General features: G+C 38.3%; 24 protein-coding genes. 12 read left to right on the top strand and 12 right to left on the bottom strand.

Going from position 1 to position 22844, the window contains the following annotated elements; all coding sequences use genetic code 11:
- Window positions 1-251: 251 nt before the first annotated feature.
- Window positions 252-2588: a serine/threonine-protein kinase gene (locus tag VB694_RS02650; protein WP_323358755.1), complete on the top strand. Its 2337-nt coding sequence runs from the start codon at window positions 252-254 to the stop codon at window positions 2586-2588.
- A gap of 197 nt (window positions 2589-2785) precedes the next feature.
- On the opposite strand, the gene VB694_RS02655 is transcribed toward VB694_RS02650, so the two are convergent.
- Complete coding sequence (locus VB694_RS02655; protein ID WP_323358756.1) at window positions 2786-3937, bottom strand: homospermidine biosynthesis protein; 1152 nt, start codon at window positions 3935-3937, stop codon at window positions 2786-2788.
- 217 nt (window positions 3938-4154) lie between these two features.
- Between VB694_RS02655 and VB694_RS02660 the strand changes: the two genes are divergently transcribed.
- The 3 genes from VB694_RS02660 (at window position 4155) to cobO (ending at window position 5805) form a co-directional block, all read left to right on the top strand.
- Complete coding sequence (locus tag VB694_RS02660; RefSeq protein WP_323358757.1) at window positions 4155-4514, top strand: DUF433 domain-containing protein; 360 nt, start codon at window positions 4155-4157, stop codon at window positions 4512-4514.
- A 164-nt stretch (window positions 4515-4678) separates the two neighbouring features.
- Window positions 4679-4987 (top strand): DUF433 domain-containing protein, encoded by a 309-nt coding sequence (locus tag VB694_RS02665; protein ID WP_323358758.1) that lies wholly within the window; start codon window positions 4679-4681, stop codon window positions 4985-4987.
- A 122-nt stretch (window positions 4988-5109) separates the two neighbouring features.
- Window positions 5110-5805 carry a cob(I)yrinic acid a,c-diamide adenosyltransferase gene (cobO, locus tag VB694_RS02670; protein ID WP_323358759.1) on the top strand — a complete coding sequence of 232 codons (696 nt, stop codon included), beginning with the start codon at window positions 5110-5112 and terminating at the stop codon, window positions 5803-5805.
- A 1-nt stretch (window position 5806) separates the two neighbouring features.
- On the opposite strand, the gene VB694_RS02675 is transcribed toward cobO, so the two are convergent.
- The 4 genes from VB694_RS02675 to VB694_RS02690 all read right to left on the bottom strand — a co-directional run bounded on the left by VB694_RS02675 (window position 5807) and on the right by VB694_RS02690 (window position 10707).
- Window positions 5807-6517 carry a hypothetical protein gene (locus tag VB694_RS02675; protein ID WP_323358760.1) on the bottom strand — a complete coding sequence of 237 codons (711 nt, stop codon included), beginning with the start codon at window positions 6515-6517 and terminating at the stop codon, window positions 5807-5809.
- Window positions 6518-7363: 846 nt separating this feature from the next.
- Entirely contained in the window at window positions 7364-8440 is a 1077-nt protein-coding gene (locus VB694_RS02680) for a fatty acid desaturase (RefSeq protein WP_323358761.1), read from the bottom strand.
- 160 nt (window positions 8441-8600) lie between these two features.
- Window positions 8601-9647: a fatty acid desaturase gene (locus VB694_RS02685; RefSeq protein ID WP_323358762.1), complete on the bottom strand. Its 1047-nt coding sequence runs from the start codon at window positions 9645-9647 to the stop codon at window positions 8601-8603.
- A gap of 241 nt (window positions 9648-9888) precedes the next feature.
- The gene (locus VB694_RS02690) at window positions 9889-10707 is read right to left on the bottom strand and encodes an acyl-CoA desaturase (protein ID WP_323358763.1); all 819 of its coding nucleotides are present in this window, start codon (window positions 10705-10707) and stop codon (window positions 9889-9891) included.
- Between the two features lie 109 nt (window positions 10708-10816).
- Between VB694_RS02690 and VB694_RS02695 the strand changes: the two genes are divergently transcribed.
- Window positions 10817-12046 carry a methionine gamma-lyase family protein gene (locus VB694_RS02695; protein WP_323358764.1) on the top strand — a complete coding sequence of 410 codons (1230 nt, stop codon included), beginning with the start codon at window positions 10817-10819 and terminating at the stop codon, window positions 12044-12046.
- A gap of 41 nt (window positions 12047-12087) precedes the next feature.
- Window positions 12088-12465 (top strand): GxxExxY protein, encoded by a 378-nt coding sequence (locus VB694_RS02700; protein WP_323358765.1) that lies wholly within the window; start codon window positions 12088-12090, stop codon window positions 12463-12465.
- Window positions 12466-12500: 35 nt separating this feature from the next.
- Here the strand turns inward: VB694_RS02700 and VB694_RS02705 are convergent, their stop codons facing one another.
- A complete protein-coding gene (locus VB694_RS02705) occupies window positions 12501-13700 on the bottom strand; it encodes a Coenzyme F420 hydrogenase/dehydrogenase, beta subunit C-terminal domain (protein WP_323358766.1) in 1200 nt (399 codons plus the stop codon).
- Window positions 13701-14197: 497 nt separating this feature from the next.
- On the opposite strand from VB694_RS02705, the gene VB694_RS02710 reads away from it, so the two are divergent.
- On the top strand, window positions 14198-14938 hold the full coding sequence (locus VB694_RS02710) for a THxN family PEP-CTERM protein (protein ID WP_323358767.1): 741 nt from the start codon (window positions 14198-14200) through the stop codon (window positions 14936-14938).
- A 498-nt stretch (window positions 14939-15436) separates the two neighbouring features.
- Here the strand turns inward: VB694_RS02710 and VB694_RS02715 are convergent, their stop codons facing one another.
- Complete coding sequence (locus VB694_RS02715; RefSeq protein ID WP_323358768.1) at window positions 15437-16081, bottom strand: Abi family protein; 645 nt, start codon at window positions 16079-16081, stop codon at window positions 15437-15439.
- A gap of 336 nt (window positions 16082-16417) precedes the next feature.
- Between VB694_RS02715 and VB694_RS02720 the strand changes: the two genes are divergently transcribed.
- The 5 genes from VB694_RS02720 to VB694_RS02740 are packed head-to-tail and all read left to right on the top strand — an operon-like array spanning window position 16418 to window position 18133.
- Window positions 16418-16588 carry a type II toxin-antitoxin system HicB family antitoxin gene (locus VB694_RS02720; RefSeq protein WP_323358769.1) on the top strand — a complete coding sequence of 57 codons (171 nt, stop codon included), beginning with the start codon at window positions 16418-16420 and terminating at the stop codon, window positions 16586-16588.
- 58 nt (window positions 16589-16646) lie between these two features.
- Window positions 16647-17009 carry a type II toxin-antitoxin system RelE/ParE family toxin gene (locus VB694_RS02725; RefSeq protein ID WP_323358770.1) on the top strand — a complete coding sequence of 121 codons (363 nt, stop codon included), beginning with the start codon at window positions 16647-16649 and terminating at the stop codon, window positions 17007-17009.
- A 17-nt stretch (window positions 17010-17026) separates the two neighbouring features.
- Window positions 17027-17350, top strand: coding sequence for a helix-turn-helix transcriptional regulator (locus VB694_RS02730; protein WP_323358771.1), 324 nt, complete (start codon window positions 17027-17029; stop codon window positions 17348-17350).
- A 52-nt stretch (window positions 17351-17402) separates the two neighbouring features.
- Window positions 17403-17648 (top strand): UPF0175 family protein, encoded by a 246-nt coding sequence (locus tag VB694_RS02735; RefSeq protein ID WP_323358799.1) that lies wholly within the window; start codon window positions 17403-17405, stop codon window positions 17646-17648.
- Window positions 17645-18133 carry a DUF3368 domain-containing protein gene (locus tag VB694_RS02740; RefSeq protein ID WP_323358772.1) on the top strand — a complete coding sequence of 163 codons (489 nt, stop codon included), beginning with the start codon at window positions 17645-17647 and terminating at the stop codon, window positions 18131-18133. Before VB694_RS02735 ends, VB694_RS02740 begins: the two co-directional genes overlap by 4 nt.
- Window positions 18134-18181: 48 nt before the next feature.
- Here VB694_RS02740 and VB694_RS02745 read toward each other — a convergent pair whose 3' ends face one another.
- From VB694_RS02745 to VB694_RS02765, 5 genes are all read right to left on the bottom strand, one after another.
- Window positions 18182-18958, bottom strand: a complete 777-nt coding sequence (locus VB694_RS02745; protein WP_323358773.1) for a cobalt-precorrin-6A reductase — start codon at window positions 18956-18958, stop codon at window positions 18182-18184.
- A 73-nt stretch (window positions 18959-19031) separates the two neighbouring features.
- Complete coding sequence (locus VB694_RS02750; protein WP_323358800.1) at window positions 19032-19457, bottom strand: DUF1636 domain-containing protein; 426 nt, start codon at window positions 19455-19457, stop codon at window positions 19032-19034.
- 215 nt (window positions 19458-19672) lie between these two features.
- Window positions 19673-20167: a hypothetical protein gene (locus tag VB694_RS02755; protein ID WP_323358774.1), complete on the bottom strand. Its 495-nt coding sequence runs from the start codon at window positions 20165-20167 to the stop codon at window positions 19673-19675.
- 142 nt (window positions 20168-20309) lie between these two features.
- Complete coding sequence (locus VB694_RS02760) at window positions 20310-22430, bottom strand: pentapeptide repeat-containing protein (RefSeq protein ID WP_323358775.1); 2121 nt, start codon at window positions 22428-22430, stop codon at window positions 20310-20312.
- Window positions 22431-22491: 61 nt separating this feature from the next.
- Window positions 22492-22833 carry a hypothetical protein gene (locus VB694_RS02765; RefSeq protein WP_323358776.1) on the bottom strand — a complete coding sequence of 114 codons (342 nt, stop codon included), beginning with the start codon at window positions 22831-22833 and terminating at the stop codon, window positions 22492-22494.
- Between the last annotated feature and the right edge of the window lie 11 nt (window positions 22834-22844).

Below are 22844 nucleotides of genomic sequence, written 5' to 3' on the forward strand. Positions count from 1 at the left end.
CCCTTATACCTACTTAGTTACGTCTTCACCTTTAGCTTTAATTAACAAACATTAAAATCGGATTTGTACGCAAACAAGTTTTCAGCAACAAGTTATCAGCAAATATGCTGGTGTAAGTTTAGTGGTATTTCCAGTTTATTTGAGAAAGGGACAAGATATTCATTTAAGTTTGATTTCAAGATGTAGATTATCGCTAAAACTGTGTGTAAATAAATAGCAGTGTTGTACTTAAATTAACCGAGTGACACAATATGGCAGAAGAAATTACATCCAGCTTAACTAAAAAATCCGTCTCTGCTGCCAAGAGCCAGTTAAGTAACTTTACCAAAGGAACTTTAACAGGATCATTGCACCAGCCTAAAATGATGGTGCGTTTTGGTCATCTCCTTGCTGGAACTTCGGCGATAGTAGCAGCATTTTTGAGTGCGGCTAGTGGAAATTGGGTACAACTCCTAGAAAATCAAGCTGTGACTGCCTTTTTTCAAATTCGTGGGTCAAAAGTGGCTCCAGAAGATATTGTAATTTTAGCAATTGATGATCAGTCTATATCAATTCCTGAACAATTTTATACGACCGATTCTCAAGAGTACAGCTACTTACAACCACTAAAACCTTTTCCGTATAAACGTGCGGCCTATGCTCAACTGATCACCAAGTTGGTGGAAGCTGGTGCGCGTTCAGTAGCTTTAGATGTGGTTTTTGATCAGTCAAGTACCTACAGTGAGGCTGATGATCGACAATTTCAGGAAGTATTACAAAAATATGGCAGTAAAGTTACCTTGGCCGCAGTCTATGAAAATTTTACAACTCGTCATGGAGAATTTTGGCAACTAACGGAGCCGCATCAAAGCTTGCTTTCTGAGTCTGTGTCCATCGGTGCAGTAAATTTTGCACTAGACGTGGATGGTAAAATTCACCACTTGAGTAGTGAATTTTTGAACTCCATATCTCAAAACAATGCTCTCAACACTAAAATACCTTCCTTTGCAGAAGCGGTGTTAGCAGCAGCACAAATCAAGTATCCTCAACCTAAAGGCGATCGCATTTATTTTTGGGGACCTGGGGAGACATTCAAGACAATTCCTATTTTAGATGTGTTTGACCCAGTAAACTGGAACAATTCTTTGCAGCAAGGTAAGTTTTTCCAAAATAAAATTGTCCTGATTGGTGCTACGGCAAAATTAAGCAATGATTTCCATCTGGTGGCTAGTTCTGCTCATGAACGCATGGCTGGGGTAGAAATTCATGCTCATGCGATCGCTACTTTAATAGCTAATAAATCTATCGCTATAGCCATTAAAAATCCAATATTGCGAGGTTTATTTGTACTGCTGCTAGTAAGTGGTACGGCTGTGATAGTAACAAGAAAAAAACAGGGAATCCAGAGATTACTGTCAAGTATTGCCTTAGCTACTGTGTGGGGAGTAATTAGTTACAGTAGCTTTATTTATGGTCAATTAATGTTTCCCACTACAGTACCAATGATAGCAATATCTCTAACTGGGCTATATTATTTAGGCACTGAAGTAGCTAAGGAAAAAATTAACAAACAAAAATTATTACTCATATTTCAAAAACACAAATCTTCTGCTATTATTCAGGAAATTATCAGCCAACAAGAAGACCTGCAAGACCTAATTCAACAGAAAGATTTAGAATTGAATGGTAAAATCCTGGGCGGACGCTATAAAATTATCAAAGTTCTTGGTGCAGGTGGATTTAGTGAAACCTATATTGCTGAAGATATACAACGTCCTGAACAACCACAATGTGTTGTCAAACAGCTAAAACCAGCTACTAGTAAACCAGAGAGTTTAGCACTTGCTAGGCGTTTATTTAGTGCAGAAGCAAAAACTCTAGAAAAATTGGGAATAAATCACCAAATTCCTCAACTATTAGCTTATTTTGAGGAAGATGAAGAATTTTATTTAGTACAGGAGTATATACTTGGTCATTCCCTGAGTAAAGAATTAATATCAGGTAAATCTCTAAACGAAAGTTCAGTTATTATCTTGTTAAAAGAACTGTTAACAATATTAAGATTTGTCCATGAAAATGACGTAATTCACCGAGATATAAAACCTGCTAATATCATCCGTCGTCATTCAGATTGGAAACTAGTATTAATTGACTTTGGTGCTGTTAAAGAAATGAGTACCCAAATCATGGATAATTTAGAATCAACTGCTTTTACGATTGGTATTGGTACAAAAGGTTATGCACCTAACGAGCAATGTTTTGGTCGTCCTCGATATAATAGTGATATTTATGCTGTGGGAATGATAGGTATTAAAGCCTTAACTGGTATTTCTCCCCATGAGTTGAAAAGAGATAGTAATGAAGAAGTGAAATGGGTTGATAAAGCAATAGTTAGCGATGAGTTAGCAGCAATTATTAATAAAATGGTTTTGGATGATTATAAAAAGCGATATAATTCTACATTGGAAGTTTTAGAGGCACTAGATCAGTTACCTACTCCTCAAGATGAAATGTTGAGTTCAGAAAAAGACTATTCACTAGATGATATATCTGTTGTTGATGCCGACTCTCCCACCTCACCTTGGCCGGGAGATGCTGGAAAGATTTAGCAATCTCCTGACTCCTAAAAAATAGGTTGGGTTAACTCCAGTTAAACCCAACAAGGCTAAATGTAGAACAAATTGCTCGTATACTTGAGTTAGATATCGAAGTCTTGAAACAAGCAATTAAAATCCTTCGTGTCGCTTATATCTCAGGACTAAAGCCACTGAGTTTTACGCTTACCGGATGTTTTTATCATAAAACTCTAACGTTTAACCGGCGTACCGCAAGGATAAGTAGCTACTTCCTCATAACTATCTTCCTTAACAACCGGTTTATCCTTCGCAGCTAAATAATCTTTTTGCAAAGTATCTAACAATGCTTCCCGTCGATCATACAACCGCTTTAAAGTACGAGGTTGACATTGATTCAAAACATAAGCAGTTACCAAAGGCAAAGCAATTGTACTATCGGTATAACAAACAATTGCGCTGGGTAACTCATCGGGGTCAATTTTACCCCAACTCACCGCTTCCGCTGGAGTTGCACCCGATAAACCGCCTGTATCTGGACGTGCATCGGTAAACTGCACAAAGAAATCATGTCCTCTTTCTTCTAATCCTAAAACCTCGTGAATTTGCGGTTGTGTTTGTAACAAAAAGTTTTTAGGACTGCCACCACCAAGAATTACAGCCGCGCTTTTACCGTCGGTTTCCCGTGCTGCGTAAGCAATAGACGCTGTTTCATTTACGTCAATAGCAGGATCGATCACCAACTTTGAACCTTCCAACGCCAAAGCCGCCACATTCATACCGATAGAACTATCGCCAGGGGAAGAAGTATAAATAGGTACGCCACATTCATAAGCCGTAGCTAATAAACAGGAATGCTGCACACCTAATTGCTTTTCTACTTCCCGCACATACTTACCCAGCAAATAATGAAACTCAGCCGTTCCCATCCGCTTTTGAAAAGGTTCAGCTTGGAGGACTTTACGGATAAACGCGTCGGTTTCTAATAGGACATCATAGCCAAAGATAATGTCATAAATTCTGATTGTACCTTGTTCCCGTAATTTGACATCATCTAAAAACGGACTACCGGCAAACAATTCAAAACCTAAACCGTAGTGCATATCATGGTAAAGATTTGCACCAGTGCTAATCATCCAATCAATGCAACCATGACGAATTAAAGGCGCAAGGGCGGAAACTCCAAAACCCGCTGGTGTCAAAGCCCCGGAAAGACTAACCCCGACGGTTACACCTGGTTGAAACACTTCCTTAGTCAGCAGTTGACAAGCTTCCCGTAACCGGGCTGAGTTGTAAGCGGTAAAATAGTTATTAATCAAATCAACCACACTGATGTCGGCTGACATGGGTATGGGTGCAATTTTCTTACCTTGCAGTTTTGACATTTTTGGGAAATCCTGAATAGTAAATACACTGAATATAATGTTATCGCATTCAAATCTACGGAAGTTGCTAAAATGTTTTTTAGTGATATGAATTAACGGCAATTCTCAAGAGAATACTTCGGGAGTTATCTATTTTTGTATTTCTTTTTAAGCAAATCCAAGGATATATCTAAACCAATATTTGCTATTATTAAACATAACTAACTTGTTATTAATTATGGCACAAGCGTTAGTGAGTCTCTCTGAAGGAATCGCATCCGAACCCCCACCATTAGAATTTACCACCGATGGCGTGATTAGGATAGGCAAAACTCGTGTAACACTAGATACGGTAATTGCTGTTTTTAAACAAGGAACAACAGCAGAGGAAATTGCTTACCGTTATCCATCCCTTAAACTTGCGGATATCTATGCTACCATTGCCTTCTACCTCAATCATCAACAAGAAGTGGAAGTGTATCTACAGCAAAGACAGCAACAAGCACAGGAAATTCGTAGAATAAATGAGGCCAGATTTGATTCCCAAGGGTTGCGTGATAGACTAATGGCGCGGAAAACAGAACGGGAAGTATGTTAAAATTGCTTGCTGACGAGAATTTTGATAATGATGGAGTGGTGTTTAGAGGCAGAATTGGCAGGACAAATTTACTATCTTCCTCTGTAAAAATTACACTTTAAACAAATGCGATCGCTCTTTTCAGATTACAATAAAGTCATCCCAGAGGATTTAGTCAGAAACTGATGCCAACCCTCACAGATATTTCCACTTTGATTGTTAGTACACCAGGTACTTGTGGTGGTCGTCCGCGAATTGCTGACACTCGTATTACTGTTCAGTATATTGTCAATGAGATTAAATCTGGTATGACCCCAGAAGAAATTATTGAAGATAAGCCTTTTTTGACAATTGCAGGTATTTACACTGCGTTGGCTTATTATTATGCTAATAAGGAATCACTAGATATTGAATTCACTCGATATCAAGAAGAATGTCAACAACTCGAAGCAGAACTGCTTATATTTAAAAATTACCAAAAAAATAAATTCTGACAATTTTGAATTATTAAGATCGCAGTTAACAGAATTTAGAACATTTCTAGTGTAACTTTACTAAATACAAAAAAATTATACTTCATTCTCTTAGTTTTAAAAGTTATTTATCAATAGGATTTATGAAAAACGACACACCAGAAGAATTAAATTCAGATAATTCAGATCAAGAACTTTCGCGTTTAATAGACGAGGTAATGTCATCATCAACATCATCCCTAAATGATGAACAGTATCGCCAAAAAATGCAGCGGCGGAAGGAAGTCCAAGATCAACGTATAGCTAAAGCAAAACCAGAAAAGGGTTTAATTATTGTCAATACTGGTCATGGTAAGGGTAAAACTACTGCGGCTTTGGGGATGGTGATGCGATCGCTTGGTCATGGATATAAAGTAGCGATCGTCCAATTTATTAAAGGCGCATGGGAACCTTCAGAAAAGCGGGTTTTCAGTCATTGGCCAGACCAATTAGAATTTCATGCGATGGGTGAAGGTTTTACCTGGGAAACTCAAGATCGCGATCGCGATTTAGATAAAGCCAGTGCTGCTTGGGATAAATCATTAGAATTTATCCGCAACCCAGATTTTAAACTGGTACTATTAGATGAAATTAACATTGCCCTCAAACTTGGTTACTTGCAAGTTGAACAAATATTAGCAGGTTTAGCCGAAAAACCAGCAGATAAACACGTAATTCTCACAGGTAGAGGCGCACCACCAGCTTTAATTGAAAAGGCAGATTTAGTCACAGAAATGACCTTAATTAAGCATCCTTTTAAAGATCAAGGAATTAAAGCCCAAGCGGGAATTGAGTATTAAACTACTGATTAGCACTGCTTAAATCTTGACGACAAGCCTGTAAAATTTGCTGGTCATTAGCACTGACAGAATTTAACTGATGATAGTCTTGTAGTGCCACAGAATAGGCATAAGTCATTGCATTTTCATCAGTTAATCTGGGTATTCTACTGGTAGTTGATACTGTATTTATACCAGCTTCACCAGGAGAGCTAGTTACAGTCATTGCCAATTCTCCTGATTTAGCGATTGTCCCCTGAAAACAGCTAAACTCAGAACTGGGCATATACAAAGCACCAATTACCTTTCCTTGCTGTTTTTGAAACACAATATAACCTTGTCCTAACTCATTTGGTCTTGAGGACTGTCCATAAAGATAAATTCCATCTTTTTCAGGGAAATTGACTGGTGATGTCCGTTGTGATTGTCTTGTAGTTGTGGGTATTGTATGAATGTTTGTGATTACAGCTTCAGATGGTAAGTTGTTAGGATCAAGAGTATTTTGCTGAATTTGATTTCTTTGATTTCTAATATCTCTCAGTCTTGATACCAGAAAGTTTTTCTGACTACTTTGAATTTGATTTGTATAACTTGGTAAATTGGCCGCTATAGCTGTAGATTTGAGATTAATTTTGATCTGTTCACCAATTATACCCAAACCTAAAATACCAAAAGTAACAAGTAGACCGATAGCGGGAAATTTTAACTTCCCTTGAGAAATGTTGTTAAGCACCCGAATTCTCCTGTAATATTAATTAACTACTGCTTTCAAACTTAATAGAATCATAACTAAATATTGATACTTCGGGATTCCCTCAAAGGTTTTATATATATTATCGGGAAGAAAAAACTATCAAAAAATGAAATCTTTCTGTATTTTGATTGATAATTCCAAAATAGCATTGTTTAAAATTTTATGCTTCACCCAAGAAATTCACACTATTGGAGGATGACTACTTAATATTTACAAACTTTGATTTAATTTTTGAGATAGTTTGAGTTTGCATTTTTTTTCGACATTGTTCAATAGGTAAGAACAGATACAGTGTTGATTTAGATCACTTGATTTACTCTCAAATTGTGATAAACATCTTTGATTCCAAATTTTTTGCCCTCAGTCTGATAATTAACTACAACATCAAGTTTGAGTATTTCGGATGAGATCAAGAAAAATTCAGGAACAATTTTTGGGTAAGTGAAATACTAATCTCTAAAATGTAGTTAATTGTGACACTACACAGTAAAAACCTAAAATCATTTATGCAAATCACTAACAGCAAAATCCAAGCTGGACGGGAATTAATGCCAGATTATACCCTTATACCCCCAGACCAAAAGCAATAGATCAGTTAGAACCCACCTTTCGCACTTCAATTAGTAGTAAGTAGGTAGGCGTTGAAATTTATCGTTCAGGCAAGGGAAGAGGGAAGAAACTTTGAGGGATTTTACATTTTGTAACATACCTCTGTTTTTTCAAGCCGACTTACTTATAGTAAAATTACAATCAAACGGTTGTTTTCAACAGCACAAAAAAAAAGCCCGCACTTGCGGACTTTATGAATCTCAAGCCATCTAAGAATTACTTCACATTCTCTTGATGATAAGTTTGATAAACCTTATCACCAGTATCTGGTACAAAACGGCAAACCTTAGCAGAATGCAATAATGCTTTCCAAATAGGAACTTCAGACTTGTAGTAATAATCGCCCAAAATTGGTTTAATTGCCTCAGTTGCCTTCAACAAATTGTAGTGAGGCATATTCAAAAAGATGTGATGGGCAACATGAGTACCAATATCATGATGGATATGGTTAAAAATGCCATAATCCCGATCAATCGTAGAAATAGCACCCTTTAAAAAAGTCCAGTTATCACCACGATACCAAGGTAATTCCTGTTCAGTGTGATGTAAATAAGTTACTAAATCCAACCAGATGATAAATACAATGTAAGGAACAGCGTAGTATTTGATTAACCACATCCAACCCCATTGATAGGTGAAGAAACTTAGCAAACCTACCATGCAAATCCATAGGGTAGTGCTAGTGATAATGTCCCATTTTTCTGAAGGCTTAAACAGCGGACTGCTGGGATCAAAATGTGAACCTTCCTTACCAGGAGAACGCTTAAACAAATAAATTGGATAAGCCAACAAGAACACATAGAAACGCCCTATTTTTTGTAATAAGGGCATTTTATTGTATTCAGATTCAGACACAGGATACCAGCTTTCATCATTTTCCAAACTGCCAGTATTTTTGTGGTGAGTTCTGTGGCTAATTCTCCAACCGTGATAAGGAACAAGAATGAAAGTATGAGTGATATGACCAACCAAATCATTCAGCCATTTATGCTTAGAAAAAGATTGGTGTCCGCAGTCATGACCAACCACAAACAAAGCCCAAAACATCGTTCCTTGCAATACCCAGAAAATTGGCCAGAAATACCAAGAATCTAGATAATTTGCAACTGCATATAAAGCAGCAACAATGGCAACATCACGGAAAAAGTAATAGAGTGATTTAACCACACTAGGCTGAAAACATTCAGCAGGAATAGCAGCTTTTAAATCTTGGAGAGTAAACGGAAGTTTATCTTCACCCTGAGATGATTCCAAGCTAGGATTTTGGTTGGACTGAACTGTATCTAATTGCACTGGATTTGGTGATGTTTAAAAAAATCAAGTTAGGGTAGAGAATGTTCACTAAATATCGCAAACATTGAAAGTTGGAAAATAAAATGATTTAATAAATTTTGATTAATTAAATCATTTTGCTACTTGTCGAATTATTAGCTAGAGACCTTTATTTCTGCGCTTAATATTCGTCAAAAGTTGTATAACCAATGTCAGTTTTATAAAGTTGACATTCATTAGTGATTAGTTTCATTAAATCCCAAGAGAACTTATATTCCTCATGGAGATATGGTTGCCAATTTTGTTTGATGCTATCGTAAGCTAACCGCAAATTGTAGGAAGGAATAGCGGTAGAAATATGATGGGGAACGTGAACGTTAATATCGTGACAAAGGATTTCTACCCAACGAGGATAATCACAATGAACTGTACCAAATAACTGTGCCATAGCCTCGTTCCACTTGTCAGCCGTTGTAAAAGGAACATCTGGAAGAGTGTGGTGAACAATAGTGAAGGTACTCATCCAGAAATGGTAAACCATCCAAGGAATAAACCAGAACTTAATAAAGCCCCAAACACCAGTTGTAATAATCAAAGTGGGGAAAACAATAGCTGCAAAAGCTACCACCACACCAACAGAAAGCTTAACATTAGCTCTATCTTTTGGCTGGAATTTTCGCGCATCAAAATGCACAACTGCCCAATGTCCAATAGAACCTACCCACCACAGACGCTTCTGCATAAAAAATTGAAATGCAGATTGTCTGGTTTTATCCCAACTTTCAAAAACCTCTGGTCTGATGGGATGCCATGCGTTATCCTCATCTAATTTATTTGTATGTTTATGGTGATGATTATGTTTAATTCTCCAGCTATGAAAAGGGTAAATTAGAAACATCATGAAAAAATGACCAACCAAATCATTTACCCAACGACGTTTAGCAAAAGAACGATGTCCGCAGTCATGGCCAATAACAAAAAAACCTGTTAAAGCAGTTCCTGTAAAAATCCATGCTAAGGGTAGAAGAAACCAGGGAGAAATTGCTATAAAATAATAGCCTAATGCAGCCATAGACAAACTAAGAACTACAGTAGTCCAAGCTTTGCGACTATTTTTTTGGAAACATTCCTTGGGCAGACTTTTGATAATATGTTTTAGTTTGATTTCGTCTTGACCAAGGCTTGTGGAGACGAAAGTTTCCTGGTTTTTGATGATTGATGTAGTCATGAATACCTAAAAAACAACAAAATACGATGCAAAGTCACTTAAAAAATGATTTTGCAGCAAAGTTTTGTAACGTAACATTAATGTTTGAGATTATAGCAACCTAAGAGTAACTTAGGGTAGATAGTCAGCAATTAAAATTAAAATTGAAAATTTTAAATTGCTGTAGTCGCACGCAAAAAGTCAATAGTTTAGCGTCCAAATTTTGAACATAAAACTATTGACTTTCAAGATAAACTATGCGTTATGCTTTTTTCTCTGCCAGCTTGACATTTGTCGCTAGACCTAGCAGTTGGAGTAATTGAATAGTCATCCAAGTCATATCAATTTCCCACCATTCCAAACCATGACGGGCAGAATATTGAAAAGCGTGATGATTATTGTGCCAGCCTTCACCAAAGACAAGAATAGCCACCCACCAACAATTAGTGGAATTGTCACCAGATTCTGGATATGTGCGATAGCCAAACTTATGGGTAGCACTATTAACCAACCAAGTACAGTGGTAAACCCAGATAATACGCGCAAAAATTCCCCAAACGACAAAAGACCAACCCCCTAAGGAATAGAGTACCAAGCCCAGGGCAATTTGTAAGAAAATGAAATTTTTCTGTAAAAACTGATAAACTGGGTCATCAAAAATATCTTTCGTAAAGCGAGGAACTTGTTCGTGAGCCGGGGCGAAATGGATCATCCAGCCCATGTGACTCCACCAGAAACCTTTATTAGAATCATGGGGATCATTTTCTGTATCTGAGTGCAAATGATGGATACGGTGTGTACCTACCCACTCAATAGGTCCGCCTTCACAGGATAAAGTCCCGAAAATAACCAAGACATACTCCAGCCATTTGGGAGTTTGAAAACTGCGGTGGGTGACAAGACGGTGATAACCAAGGGTAATCCCTAAACCACCAGTCACCCAGTAAAGAAATAAAGCTACACCGACAGCTTTCCAGCTAAAGTTACTAGGAACTAAAGCGAACATAGCTCCAATGTGTAGTGCAACGAAAAATAGGGTGTTAACCCAGTTAATTTGAGGTTTAGAAGTAGCAATTGTCATGCAGTATCCTGAATAGAAAATTGTTCAGCCTAATCTGCGCGATTTTTCGAGTAGCTAGGCGCTACGCGCCATAAATCCGCATATCTATATTTTTTTGAATGAGGAAACAATGAACAGCATAGAAAAGCTACGGCAAGCAGAACAGGCACTATTAGAGATTTTTTCTGGTATTGACGCTCAGGTCAAGCATAATCTTAAACGAATACTAGATGCTTTTCGCAATCACCGTGTAGGCGCACACCATTTTGCAGGTGTAAGTGGTTATGGACACGATGATTTGGGACGAGAAACCTTAGATAAAGTATTTGCCGAAGTGATGGGTGCCGAGGCTGCGGTGGTGCGAGTGCAGTTTGTTTCGGGAACTCATGCGATCGCCTGTGCGCTATTTGGTGTACTCCGTCCTGGAGATGAAATGTTAGCAGTAGTTGGTTCTCCCTACGATACATTGGAAGAGGTAATTGGCTTGCGGGGGCAAAACCAAGGTTCCCTTATTGAGTTTGGCATAAAATACCGCCAATTGGAACTAACCAAAGAAGGAAAAGTAGATTGGTCAGCTTTAAGCACAGCAATCACCGAAAACACCCGTTTAGTCCTCATTCAGCGTTCCTGCGGGTATTCTTGGCGGTCTAGCCTATCCATAGCCGAGATTGAAAAAATTGTCCACATAGTCAAACAACAGAACCCAAACACAGTTTGTTTTGTAGACAACTGCTACGGCGAATTTATAGACACCCAAGAACCAACCCATGTTGGTGCTGACCTCATGGCCGGGTCATTGATTAAAAATCCTGGTGGAACAGTCGTTAGTGCAGGTGGTTATATAGCCGGACGTGCTGACCTAGTAGAAGCAGCAGCGTGTAGACTAACCGCCCCTGGTATTGGTAGTGCGGGAGGTGCGACCTTCGACCAAAACCGCCTCTTATTCCAAGGCTTATTTTTAGCACCGCAGATGGTAGGGGAAGCCATGAAAGGAACTTACCTCACAGGATATGTATTTGACAAACTCGGATATCCCGTTAACCCCGCACCTTTAGCACCGAGAGGGGACGTTATCCAAGCCATCAAACTCGGTTCAGCCAAAAAGCTAATCGCCTTCTGTAAAGCCATCCAACAGTATTCACCCATAGGATCTTATCTCGACCCCATCCCCGACGATATGCCGGGCTACGAAAGCCAAGTAGTCATGGCTGGGGGGACATTTATTGAAGGTAGCACCTTGGAATTATCAGCCGATGGACCATTACGTGAGCCTTATGTTGTGTATTGTCAGGGCGGTACACATTGGACTCATGTATCTATTGCGTTACAGGCAGCTATTGAAGCTGTAGGAGAAGTATAAGATAATTTTTATGCACGCAGAGACGCAGAGGCGCAGAGAGTATGATTGAGAATGAAATTACGGGAGTTATTGTTGATGTGGCTTATAAGGTTCACACAACTTTAGGACCTGGTTTATTGGAGTCTGTTTATGAGACTGTGATGGATGTTGAGTTGAGACGGCGAAAGTTGCAAGTGAGAAGACAGGTAGTTATTCCTATCACTTATGAGGGTGTGGTTTTGGAGGAGGGTTTCCGGGCTGATTTGATAGTTGAAGACAAGGTAATTGTTGAACTAAAATCAGTGGAAAATCTCCATCCTGTGAGCTATAAACAGTTACAAACCTATCTCAAGCTTGCTAATAAAAAAGTTGGACTACTCATCAACTTTAACGTCCCACTCATCAAAGATGGCATCTCAAGAGTCGTCAACAACCTCTAAAAACTCTCTGCGACTCTGCGCCTCTGCGTGAGCTATTATTCCGGTAATTTATACTGCGCTACGATCCGCTTGGCAAATTCCGGTACATGATCTGCCAATTTCTCAGGATGATTCCGCTTCACGTATAAATAATTTCTCGCAAAGTGGGAATCTATGGAAAATCTTCCGTATTCTAAACCCTTGGGTCCAATTCTATCTATCACTACTCCCATTAATTGCGCTACCCACATGGGTAATGTAACTGCGTCATCATAGGCTTTTATACCCTGTTGGACTGCGGGTTTGCGGTTGCCCTCTGACATTACTGGTTGGGTGTCTAGTTGATCTTTGACGAGTTCTAACATTTCTTTCCCAGTATCATTTCTCACCACTATCCATTGCCAGGGGTAGGGTGCGCCCATGTATCCCACAACGAGATCCGCTAGGGAGTTGACGTAATCAAAGCAACTCATACAGGATGGGGCGAAGATATCTTTGAGTACGTTGGTTTTTAAGCCAAAGAAGGGTACTTTTTCTTCTGATCCGTCTTCGTGTTTAAAATGTACCCGGAAGTCTTGCATAAATTCGTAACTAACTACTGTTTGGGGGGAACTGCTGGTGGTTTCTAGAAATTTTTGCAGTCCGGCGCGGGTAACGTTATCTACGCATGGTGTACCGAGTACATAGAGTTTTTCTAGTCCGAGTTTTTTCTCAATAGCGCGTAATGCTTGTATTTGACACCCTACTCCGATGACTAATAACCGCTTCATTCCTGATTTTTCGATTTCTTCTAATACGGAGAGATTGGGGGATAGGGTAGGTTTATTGACTTTGGCTGCTAGTATTTCTTCTGGGGTTCGCGCTATGATGGGCATGGGTTGAAAGCGGTCTTCTTTGGTGTTTTGGACACAGACCACGCCTTCAACTAAGCCTCGATTGAGCATTTCTATGGCTATGCTGCTAACTATTCCTGTCCATTGTGCGCCTTCGATGGGTTGGGTTTTGCGGGCGGACATCATTTCTTGATGTACACCAAAATAGAGTTCCTTTTCGTCTTCTAGGTTGCGGGGGCGGTTATGGGTGGTGGTTTCTAGTTCGTCTATTCTTTGGGTGATGAAGGCGCACGCTTCTTTGACGTAATGGATATAGTGGGTGTCGCATAGTCCGCATTCGCTACAGAGTTCTTTGGCGGGGCGCACGCTTCCGGGTTTGAGGGCTTTGGCTTTTTTGTGTTTGCTGGTGTCTATGGATGTCATTTATTTTGTTTATTTTTCGGGAATATGGCTTTTATTACCTTACCGTTAGGGGTTGTGATGTGGGTGTTTTGATTTGGGTAAGAGGGTTTTTTCGCGCAGAGACGCAAAGAATAACGCGGAAGGAATAATTTTGACTTATCTGAACAGTGGTAATTAAGTTTAAACCTCATCTATCTTGAAAACTTGAGTTTTCGCCATAGAAAAAACTATGGATTTCAACTTGGAAGAGGGTTAGAGTGTTCCAAGTAAAAAAATGCCCAAATTAAAATTGGGAATGAACCGGATCAGAATGAATCACTCTAAGAGGATGTTGCGATCGCAATGAGTGGTTTTGGATCATTTATTGGTTGGTTGGAAGATTCTTATTTGATTTCTTTATCTAAAATTCATAAAACTTTTATCTAAACTTTATGAATTAATTCTGTAAATATACGGTTTTCTGAAGTTATAATAAACTTAAATTTTTCACATTTCAACTAAAACGGAGAATAAAGGTGATGATGATTGGACATTTACTCAAAAACATCTCTTTAGTTGCTACTGCTACAGCAACAATAGGTATTTTTGCAAACTCAGCTAGTGCTTTAACTTTAAATAGTTCTTCTGGTACTTGGAGTAATACAGTAGGAGGTTCAGGTGTAGTTACTCAGACAGTAGGTAGTGAAAATCAAGTTCGTTGGGGGTCTCCACTAACAAATGATGGTAAATCTGGTTTAGGATTTACCGGGGTTGGTACTACAACTTTTAATCCTGGCGACACTTTTTTACTAGGTACACTGCGCCATTTCAATAATGTCATCAGTGGTGGAACTGCTGCAAGTCAAACAAAACTGAATGTTAACTTGAATTTTAGCTCCCCTCTTACTACTCAGGCATTTGGTTTTGATTTAGCTATTGATGAAACACCCAACGTAGCACCTGCAAGTAGTTGTCCTTATACCAGCACGATTCCTTGTTCTGATAAAATTTCTTTCCCTAATGCTTTCCCAGGAAACACTTTCAATATTGCTGGTACAGATTATACACTGCAATTACTAGGTTTTAGTGATACTCTTGGTGGTAATTTAGTCCAGGATTTCATTTCTCAAGAAGGTGGTACAAATAGTGCTTATCTGTATGGAAAACTTACATCTGTAACACCTACATCAGTTCCTGAACCTAGTAGTGCTGTGGCAGTTTTGGCTTTGGGTGCTTTGGGCGCTGGACAAGTCATCAAACGTAAAAAAGTAATCGTTTAATCATCTGGTGTTGATAACATTTACAAACTCTTTGTTTTGAATGCAATCTTGGTAAGGGTAAACGAACGATGAAATAAATATTAAAATTAATCAGCCTTCGGTCAATTTATCGAGGGTTTTTTGCTTTTAATATACATCTTCCATTATTCCACAAAACCGCCTGATAATTAATTCTCAGTCTCATAGCAAAAGTCTGTTAAAACAGACTGGATAGATATTAATTTTGATGCAGCTTTAGCTGAATTTTGCTATTAGCCATGAAATTCATTTCTTGGCGGGTTATATTCGCAGTTTTTCAATCTTTCATTATCTCACAAAACCGCCTGAGAATTCAGGTTCTTGAGTATATTTTATGGTGATTGAGGATTGATTACTACAAACCCCTTGCGGGGTAAGGTTTATAATATTATCAATACTTTCAATAAAATGCCGACACAATAATACTTGTAATCATTTCAACCTTTCATAAACATATTTTATTTTCAAACCAAAACTCTCTTATGAGAATATTTTATTGGGATAAACTTTTATTAAATCAAGCTGGTTTGATATAACTTTATATATTTCTGGAAAGCGATCATATTCTCTTAACCAATTGCCAACTTTCGGATTAATCAAATTAATAAAGAAATGAATGTCACTATGCACAATGTCAATGTTTCGGTAATTCCAAATAGGTTCGTGGTGAAAAGTGCGATTACGTAATTTAAGTATTTTTTTGATTTTTAATCTTATATTAATTATATTTAGCTCAGATTTTTGAGCATATTTAAATATTTGTTTGCTACAAGGATTCCATATTGTATTTTGATAAAATCCCTTTTGGATTAAGCTGTTCCAAAATCCAAAATTTAGTTCAGGAACTAAGTTATTTAAATTATTATTGCACTTCTTTAAAGCAGCATTAATTGTCTCTTGTTCATATTTTTCTAACTGAATCTTGCCATTAGTAAACCAATCATTTTCATATTTGACTGATAATACAGTGTTTATTTGGTTACGAAGGCTAATTTCTAAGGTATGTAAACTGGGATATAGTGCCTCACAAAGTTTAGTATTGATTTCATATATTCTGATCGCATTGCTATAATTGTTATTACTAGCATTGAGATATGGCTTCATACGAGCTTCTGAAAAAGCCATTAGAATATCTTTTAGATCATCCTCTGTTAGTTTAGGTTCAGGTATTGACAAATATTATAATTTTTGTTATCTTTAATGATGTGGACTCCAGACCGTCCTATGTCTCGTTTGACCGAGTTACGACCCTGGCGTAAAGAAATTAATTAGTTTTAAAGACATCCCCCTAAATTTGATATTTTTAGGGGGTTTGTCTTTGCTGAATAAATCAAAATCTTTTATTTAGTAAAGCATATAATAGAAAATATACAACAATCTGCCCATATTTAGTTAAATTACTGAATATTTCGCGTAAGTCCTAATTTGAAAATTCTATCTGTTGCGTTTTTTTAAATGCGTATGAATAAAGAATTTAATGTAATTATTGAACGAGATGGTGATGGTTACTTGGTTGGATATATACCTAGTATTTCTGGTTGTCACACCCAAGCAAAATCTTTAGATGAACTGATGGAACGTATTAAAGAAGCAATAGAATTGTGTTTAGAAGTTGATGAAATTTCCTATTAGCTTTACTTTTATAAAAAAATATGCTCTTTTTAGCATAAATAGGATATAAGTCAGACAATTGCAAACAGAACCAATAAAACCACTGCAATGGGTAGGAAGTTCCCTAGAAGACCTCAAAAAATTTCCTGAAGAGGTACAGGGGGAAATAGGATATGCGTTATATTTAACCCAAACTGGTGAAAAACATCCTCATACTAAACCCTTAAAAGGATTTAAAGGAGCAAGTGTATTAGAAGTTGTAGAAGATTTTGATGCAGATACCTATAGAGCTATTTATACTGTGAAATTACCAAAAGCGGTTTATGTTCTTCATGTTTTTCAGAAAAAATCAAAACATGGGATTGCTACACCAAAACAAGATATTGATTTGATTGAAGCAAGACTGAAAAAAGCTAAAGAACACCATGATCAAATAAATTAATAAAACCCAGGAGAATTATGTTAGAAAATATCGAAATTCAAACTAGCAGTGGTAATGTATTTGCTGATTTAGGTTTACCAAATTCTGATGAAATGTTAGCAAAAGCAGAACTAGCTCGGAAAATTAGTCAAGCTATTAGCGCACATGGATTAACTCAAATGGAAGCTGCGGAACTATTAGGAATTGATCAACCAAAAGTTTCTGCTTTAATCAGAGGAAAACTGACAGGATTTTCTTTAGAAAGAATGTTTAGATTTCTCAACGCTTTTGGTAGTGATGTGGAAATTACAGTTAAACCTAAATCTAGTCATAATGCACGGATTATTGTCAAGGAATTGTAGAAAGGAAAGCGTGAAATAAATTATAATAATGTTAGTTTCATGGATGGTAAATATGAGTGTAGTTATTCCTAATGAAATATTAACCACAACTCGCATGAATGAAGAGGAAATGAAACGAGAAATTGCGATTATGCTCTTTCAAAAAGACAAATTAACTCTTGCTCAAGCTAGTCGCTTTGCTGGTATGAATCGTATAGCATTTCAGCATTTACTCGCAAGTCATCAAATCCCGGTACATTACGGAGTTGAGGATTTTGAACAAGATATCAAAAATTTACAGGAGATGGGTAGATTGTGATTATTGTCAGCGATACATCACCTATTAATAATCTTGCAGCTATTAACCACCTTCAATTATTACAACAGCTTTACGGAACTGTAATTATTCCTGAAGCTGTTTATCAAGAATTAACTGATCCTGATTTTCCTGTAGCTGATGCAAAAGAAGTACAAACTTTTAATTGGATTCAAACTCGTGCAGTTCAAAATAGAACAATGGTTAAAGCACTTAGCAATGAACTTGATCCTGGTGAAGCAGAAGCTATTGTTTTAGCTTTAGAAATGAACGCAGAGCAAGTTTTAATTGATGAACGTCGTGGACGCATGATTGCAGCCAGACTCAATCTTCATTATACTGGAATTTTAGGAATTTTAGTAGAAGCAAAAAGTCAAGGTTTGATTTCTACTGTTAAACCTCTGTTAGATGATCTTATTAATAAAGCAGGATTTTGGGTTGCTGATTCTTTGTATCAAAGTGTTTTACAGCTAGTTGATGAAACGTAAAAAAATAAAATTTTGAAAACTGAACTAATTCCCCATCTCAGCTTTTTATTAACTCCCCACCTTCTCCAATAACCATTTCACAGCACTTTCCACATCTGCAACTTGTTCCCCTGGTGGTACAGGTGGACGTTTCACCATCACTACTTTTATTCCCATTTCTCGCGCTGCAATAATTTTAGGATAAGTAGCATTTCCACCGCTATTTTTACTCACAATAGTATCAATATTATAATTAGTTAAAATTTCCCTTTCATCCTCTAAAGAAAAAGGTCCTCTATCAAATAACATTAAACCAGGAGGTATCACCGCATCAGCATTTGGTGGATCTATCATTCGCATCAAAAACCACATTTCCTGTAAATGGGAAAAAGCAGATATTTCTTGTCTACCAATAGTTAAAAATACCCGTTTTGTTTGATGTTTGAAAAGTTGATTTTCTAAAGCTTTATTTTCTAAAATTGCGGCTGCTTCTGTATTATTTTCTACCTCAATCCAAATATCACCCGGTTGTTTTTCCCAAGGGGGACGATTTACTAATAATCTAGGAATACCCATTTCCGTTGCTGCTGCGGCCGCATTCCCAGAGATATGATTAGCAAAGGGATGACTAGCATCAATTAACACATCAATTTGTTGATGTTTTAAATATTCAACCAAACCCATCACACCACCAAAACCACCAACGCGAACATTACCAACAGGTGCAACAGGTTCACGGGTACGACCGGCTAAAGATGAGATCGCCTCAATCTCAGTAATATTATTTATCTTTGCAGTCAATTCCGCTGCATCACCAGTACCACCCAGAATCAAAACGCGCAACATAGCAATTTTGGATTTTAGATTTTTATCAATTATTTAAGCCTCTTTCCTTGCAGGAGAGAGGTTTGGAGAGAGGTCAATTAATTGTCGGAATTCTGGCTAAAATCCCCTTTTTCAAAGGTTCAGGACGTTCTGACCAAGGTAAAACACCATCAGGCTTATTGTAGTATTTACTCGCACATTCCAGTACAGCCTCAGCACAACCATCAACAGGCAAATCACCGAATAGATAAGTTAACTTCCCTTCACCAGCAAAAGCCACCACGCAGGAACGGTTACAAGCACTCATACATTCAACTTCCTGGATGGGGAACTCATCCCGTAAATCCCAATTTTGCGCCAGTTCCTGAATTTGTTGTAATAGTTTTTGACCACCACTTTCACCGACACGCTTACCATCTTGCCAAACACTAGCGCAGGTTTTACACACAAATAAACTATGAGCAGTTACATCAGCGTTACTTGTGGGAGAAATTGGAGAAATTTTAGCAGCAGCAGTCATCGTATCCTCGCAGATTTGCACATTCTCCAATTATAAGTAGTAGTGCAAAATAAATTGAACATTTTAAAAATCCCTAAACCAATCAATTTTGTAGGGGCAAACCCCCTGTGGTTGCCCCAAATACCGGGGTAGGCACGGGGGCGCTACCCCTACATTAAATCCAAATCTTTTATACAATTAATTTTGCCTACCTATTTAGTTCTGCCAGCATGATGTTAGAATCTCAAACCCACACCACCCTGTAAAGATAAAGCCGTACCTCCACCATTGCGGTAAGCATCAAAAGCGATAATTGCGTTACCAAAAATCACCGTATTACTATTAGGGACAACATAATCAATTCCTGGTTGCAAAGCAAAGCTAATTTTATTACCTACAGGGGAAGCAGTATCACCACTGGTTAAAACCATTCCCGCACCCAAATAAACATCAGTTTGCCAATTGAGGGGAAGATCATAAGAAACTGTAGGTACTACTGCTGTACCTTGGCCAATTAAAGCTTGAGCGCGGAAAGAAACTGGTGTTTCTAGCAATTTGTAGCGAAAGGACAAAACTCCACCCAGTTGAGTATCTTCACTTAAGCCAATAGTTGGACCAATACCCACATAGCTACCATAAGCTACTTGAGCCTGTGCTGGTTGACTGTTGATTAACAAACTAAAAACCGTACCAGTTCCCAAAACTGAAACTAAATATTTGAGATACTTCATCACCCTACTACTCCTAACACCATCTAAATAAATATGTTACCAATATTGCTGATTGGTAATTGGTAATTGGTAATAAATTCATTCTTCCCAATCCCCAATCCCCAATCCCCAATCCCCAATCCCCAATCCCCAATCCCTCATACTATGGACAACGGGAATGAATACCACCCTTTGTACAAATGAAAGCTAATTGCTGGGGATCTAAATTTTTCGCTGTGCTAAAATCAACCCCTTGGACTATAGCTGCTTGTGAACCGAGATCGGAAGTTTCGACAAACCTATCTCCGGGATCTTGTTTACCAGGAAAGAGGATAGTACCTTGAAAATCAGCACCGTCCAAATTTGCTTCCCGTAAATCTGCACGACTAATATCAGCATTGCGGAGGTTGGCGTTTTTCATGTTAGCAGAGCGCAAATCAGCACCAGAAAGACGAGCCGCACTAAAGTTGGCATTAGTGAGATTAGCGTGATCTAAATAAGCTTCAGATAAATCCGCTCCTTGCCAATCTGTGTTAGTTAAATTGGCATGAGATAATTGTGTGCTTATAGCAGAAACACGACTTAAATGAGCCGCATACAAATCAGCTTCAATTAATTTGGCATCGCTGATATCTGCTCCTGTTAAAATCGCATCTTCCAAAATTGCTTGTTGTAAATCGCTCCCAATGAGTTGGGTACTGCTGAGATTAGCACCTACTAAGCGAGCATTAGACAAGTTAGCTTTATTTAGGGTAGCGCGGCTTAAATCACTACGGTTCATCAACACCCGACTCAGATTTGCATCATTGAGGTTAGCTTGCTTTAACTGAGTTTTACTTAAATCAGCAATAACATCATCATAAGTATCCCAACGTCCATCTTCACCAACACTGCGAAAGCGACTAGCTTTCAAACTAGCTCGGTTAAGATTGGCAGATTTAAACAAAACTCCCGATAAATCAGCATTATCTAGTACCAAGTTAAATACAGAACTTTCCTCAGAACTTTTTGCACCCAATTGGGCATTGCTTAAATCAATATTATTAATTTTGCCGCTATAAACAGTCAAAATTTTGTTGATTGCCTGTTGGTTAGTATCTAACTGCTGTTGTCGAATATTACGGAAATTGCTTTTTGATTGTAGTTCCCCGTCCAGAAATAAATTCATCCGTTTTAATTCAGGCAGAGCGTTGATGCCAATATTTGCCAGTGCCTGTTGAGTAGTATCTAAGATATTAGGATCAGTTTCCTTCACCAGTAAATCCACAAGGAACTTGATAGACTGTGTATCATTAATACCACCCAATGCTAAAATTGCCCTTTGGCGTTCTTCATTGCTGGAACCAGAGCTAGGATTAAGTTGTTTGACAAGTTCAAGAAACTTTTGAGTATTGACTAGCTGGGTTTTACGCAGACTTTCTTGATTTTGGATGTAGATTTGTGTACCGACTAAAGTTGACAACACAGCAATCATGCTTGTGATCCCAACTACAAACAAGGTAAAATTGGGACTGTGGACTATTTTCAGCTTGGGGGTAGGCTGCTTACTAGATGTATTGACCTGATTGTCATTTTCTGACTGAGGCTGTTCGCTGGCAGTTTCTACAGGAGTTTTTATTGGTTTCTTGGTATCTTTAGCATCTATGATGTATGTACCTGCCAACTGATCATGCCAGGCGCGACGACGCTTTCGGGAAGTCCAACCCATTCCTTCACCTAGCACCATCAATACAGCTAAAAATGTAAATAAACCTAAATTGGGAAAAGCAAAGCTGTAGCGCCACAACACATAGGCAATGGAAACTGGAGCAGTCCAGCGTCCTAGCCCTTCACGGACGACAACAGCCCTTAAACCAGGGGCTTTACCTTCTTCATTAACTACCCGCACACCAAACCAACGTTTGGGAAGGGTACTACCGGTTTTACCCAGTAAATACAACTGCCAAACCGAGAGGGTAAGAGGTGCTAAGAGGGCGATAGTCCAGAGAAAATTGGTGGGACCAGCAACATTACGAATGCCATAACTAACGGGTAGAGCTAGAGGCCGTGCGATCGCTCTTTCTGTGACTACCAGCACTGGGTTCAATGGTACTCGCTGAATATCGCTGCGAGAATTGGCGTAAACGCCGATGCCAAAGGGAACTAACCCACTGGCAACTACTAGCGTGATTTCCACAGCCCAAGCAGTTAAACGTCTTGCTCCCAGGGGCAGAGAATTAGCTTTTTCCGGTTTTTGGGATTGGCTAGATTGATTAATATTTCTCCTCACAGTTGGGGTCGTCATTGCATAAATTCCCTTTGATTTTTGATGTTTACGCTAATCTCGGTGTGATTTAAATAGGCTATTACTTACGTTGAAAGCTATTAGGCAGCAAAAATTTGTATCCAACATACACTAAGACTGCCAACACCGCCAGACTGATCACAGATGCTACCAGTTTAAATACTGTTTGCAGTACCCATAAGCCCAAAAATATTACTCCACCAGTAACTGCAAGCTTTTTCATACCGGATAAACTTTGAAACCAAATCTGAAACTGCTGGAAATACCCGTTTAATTTGGCAAACCCAGTTTGATTTGTCTGTTTTTGTGTTTCGGATTGGTTGGAGTTGGCAGAAAATGAGTTAATCTCAGCCTCTAGTTTTTGGAGGCGACGCTTTAAGTCTTCTTCAGGTTGAGGATTCATGATTTTTTACC

This window comes from Anabaena sp. UHCC 0451, from assembly GCF_034931405.1.
In the GTDB taxonomy this organism is placed as follows: domain Bacteria; phylum Cyanobacteriota; class Cyanobacteriia; order Cyanobacteriales; family Nostocaceae; genus RDYJ01.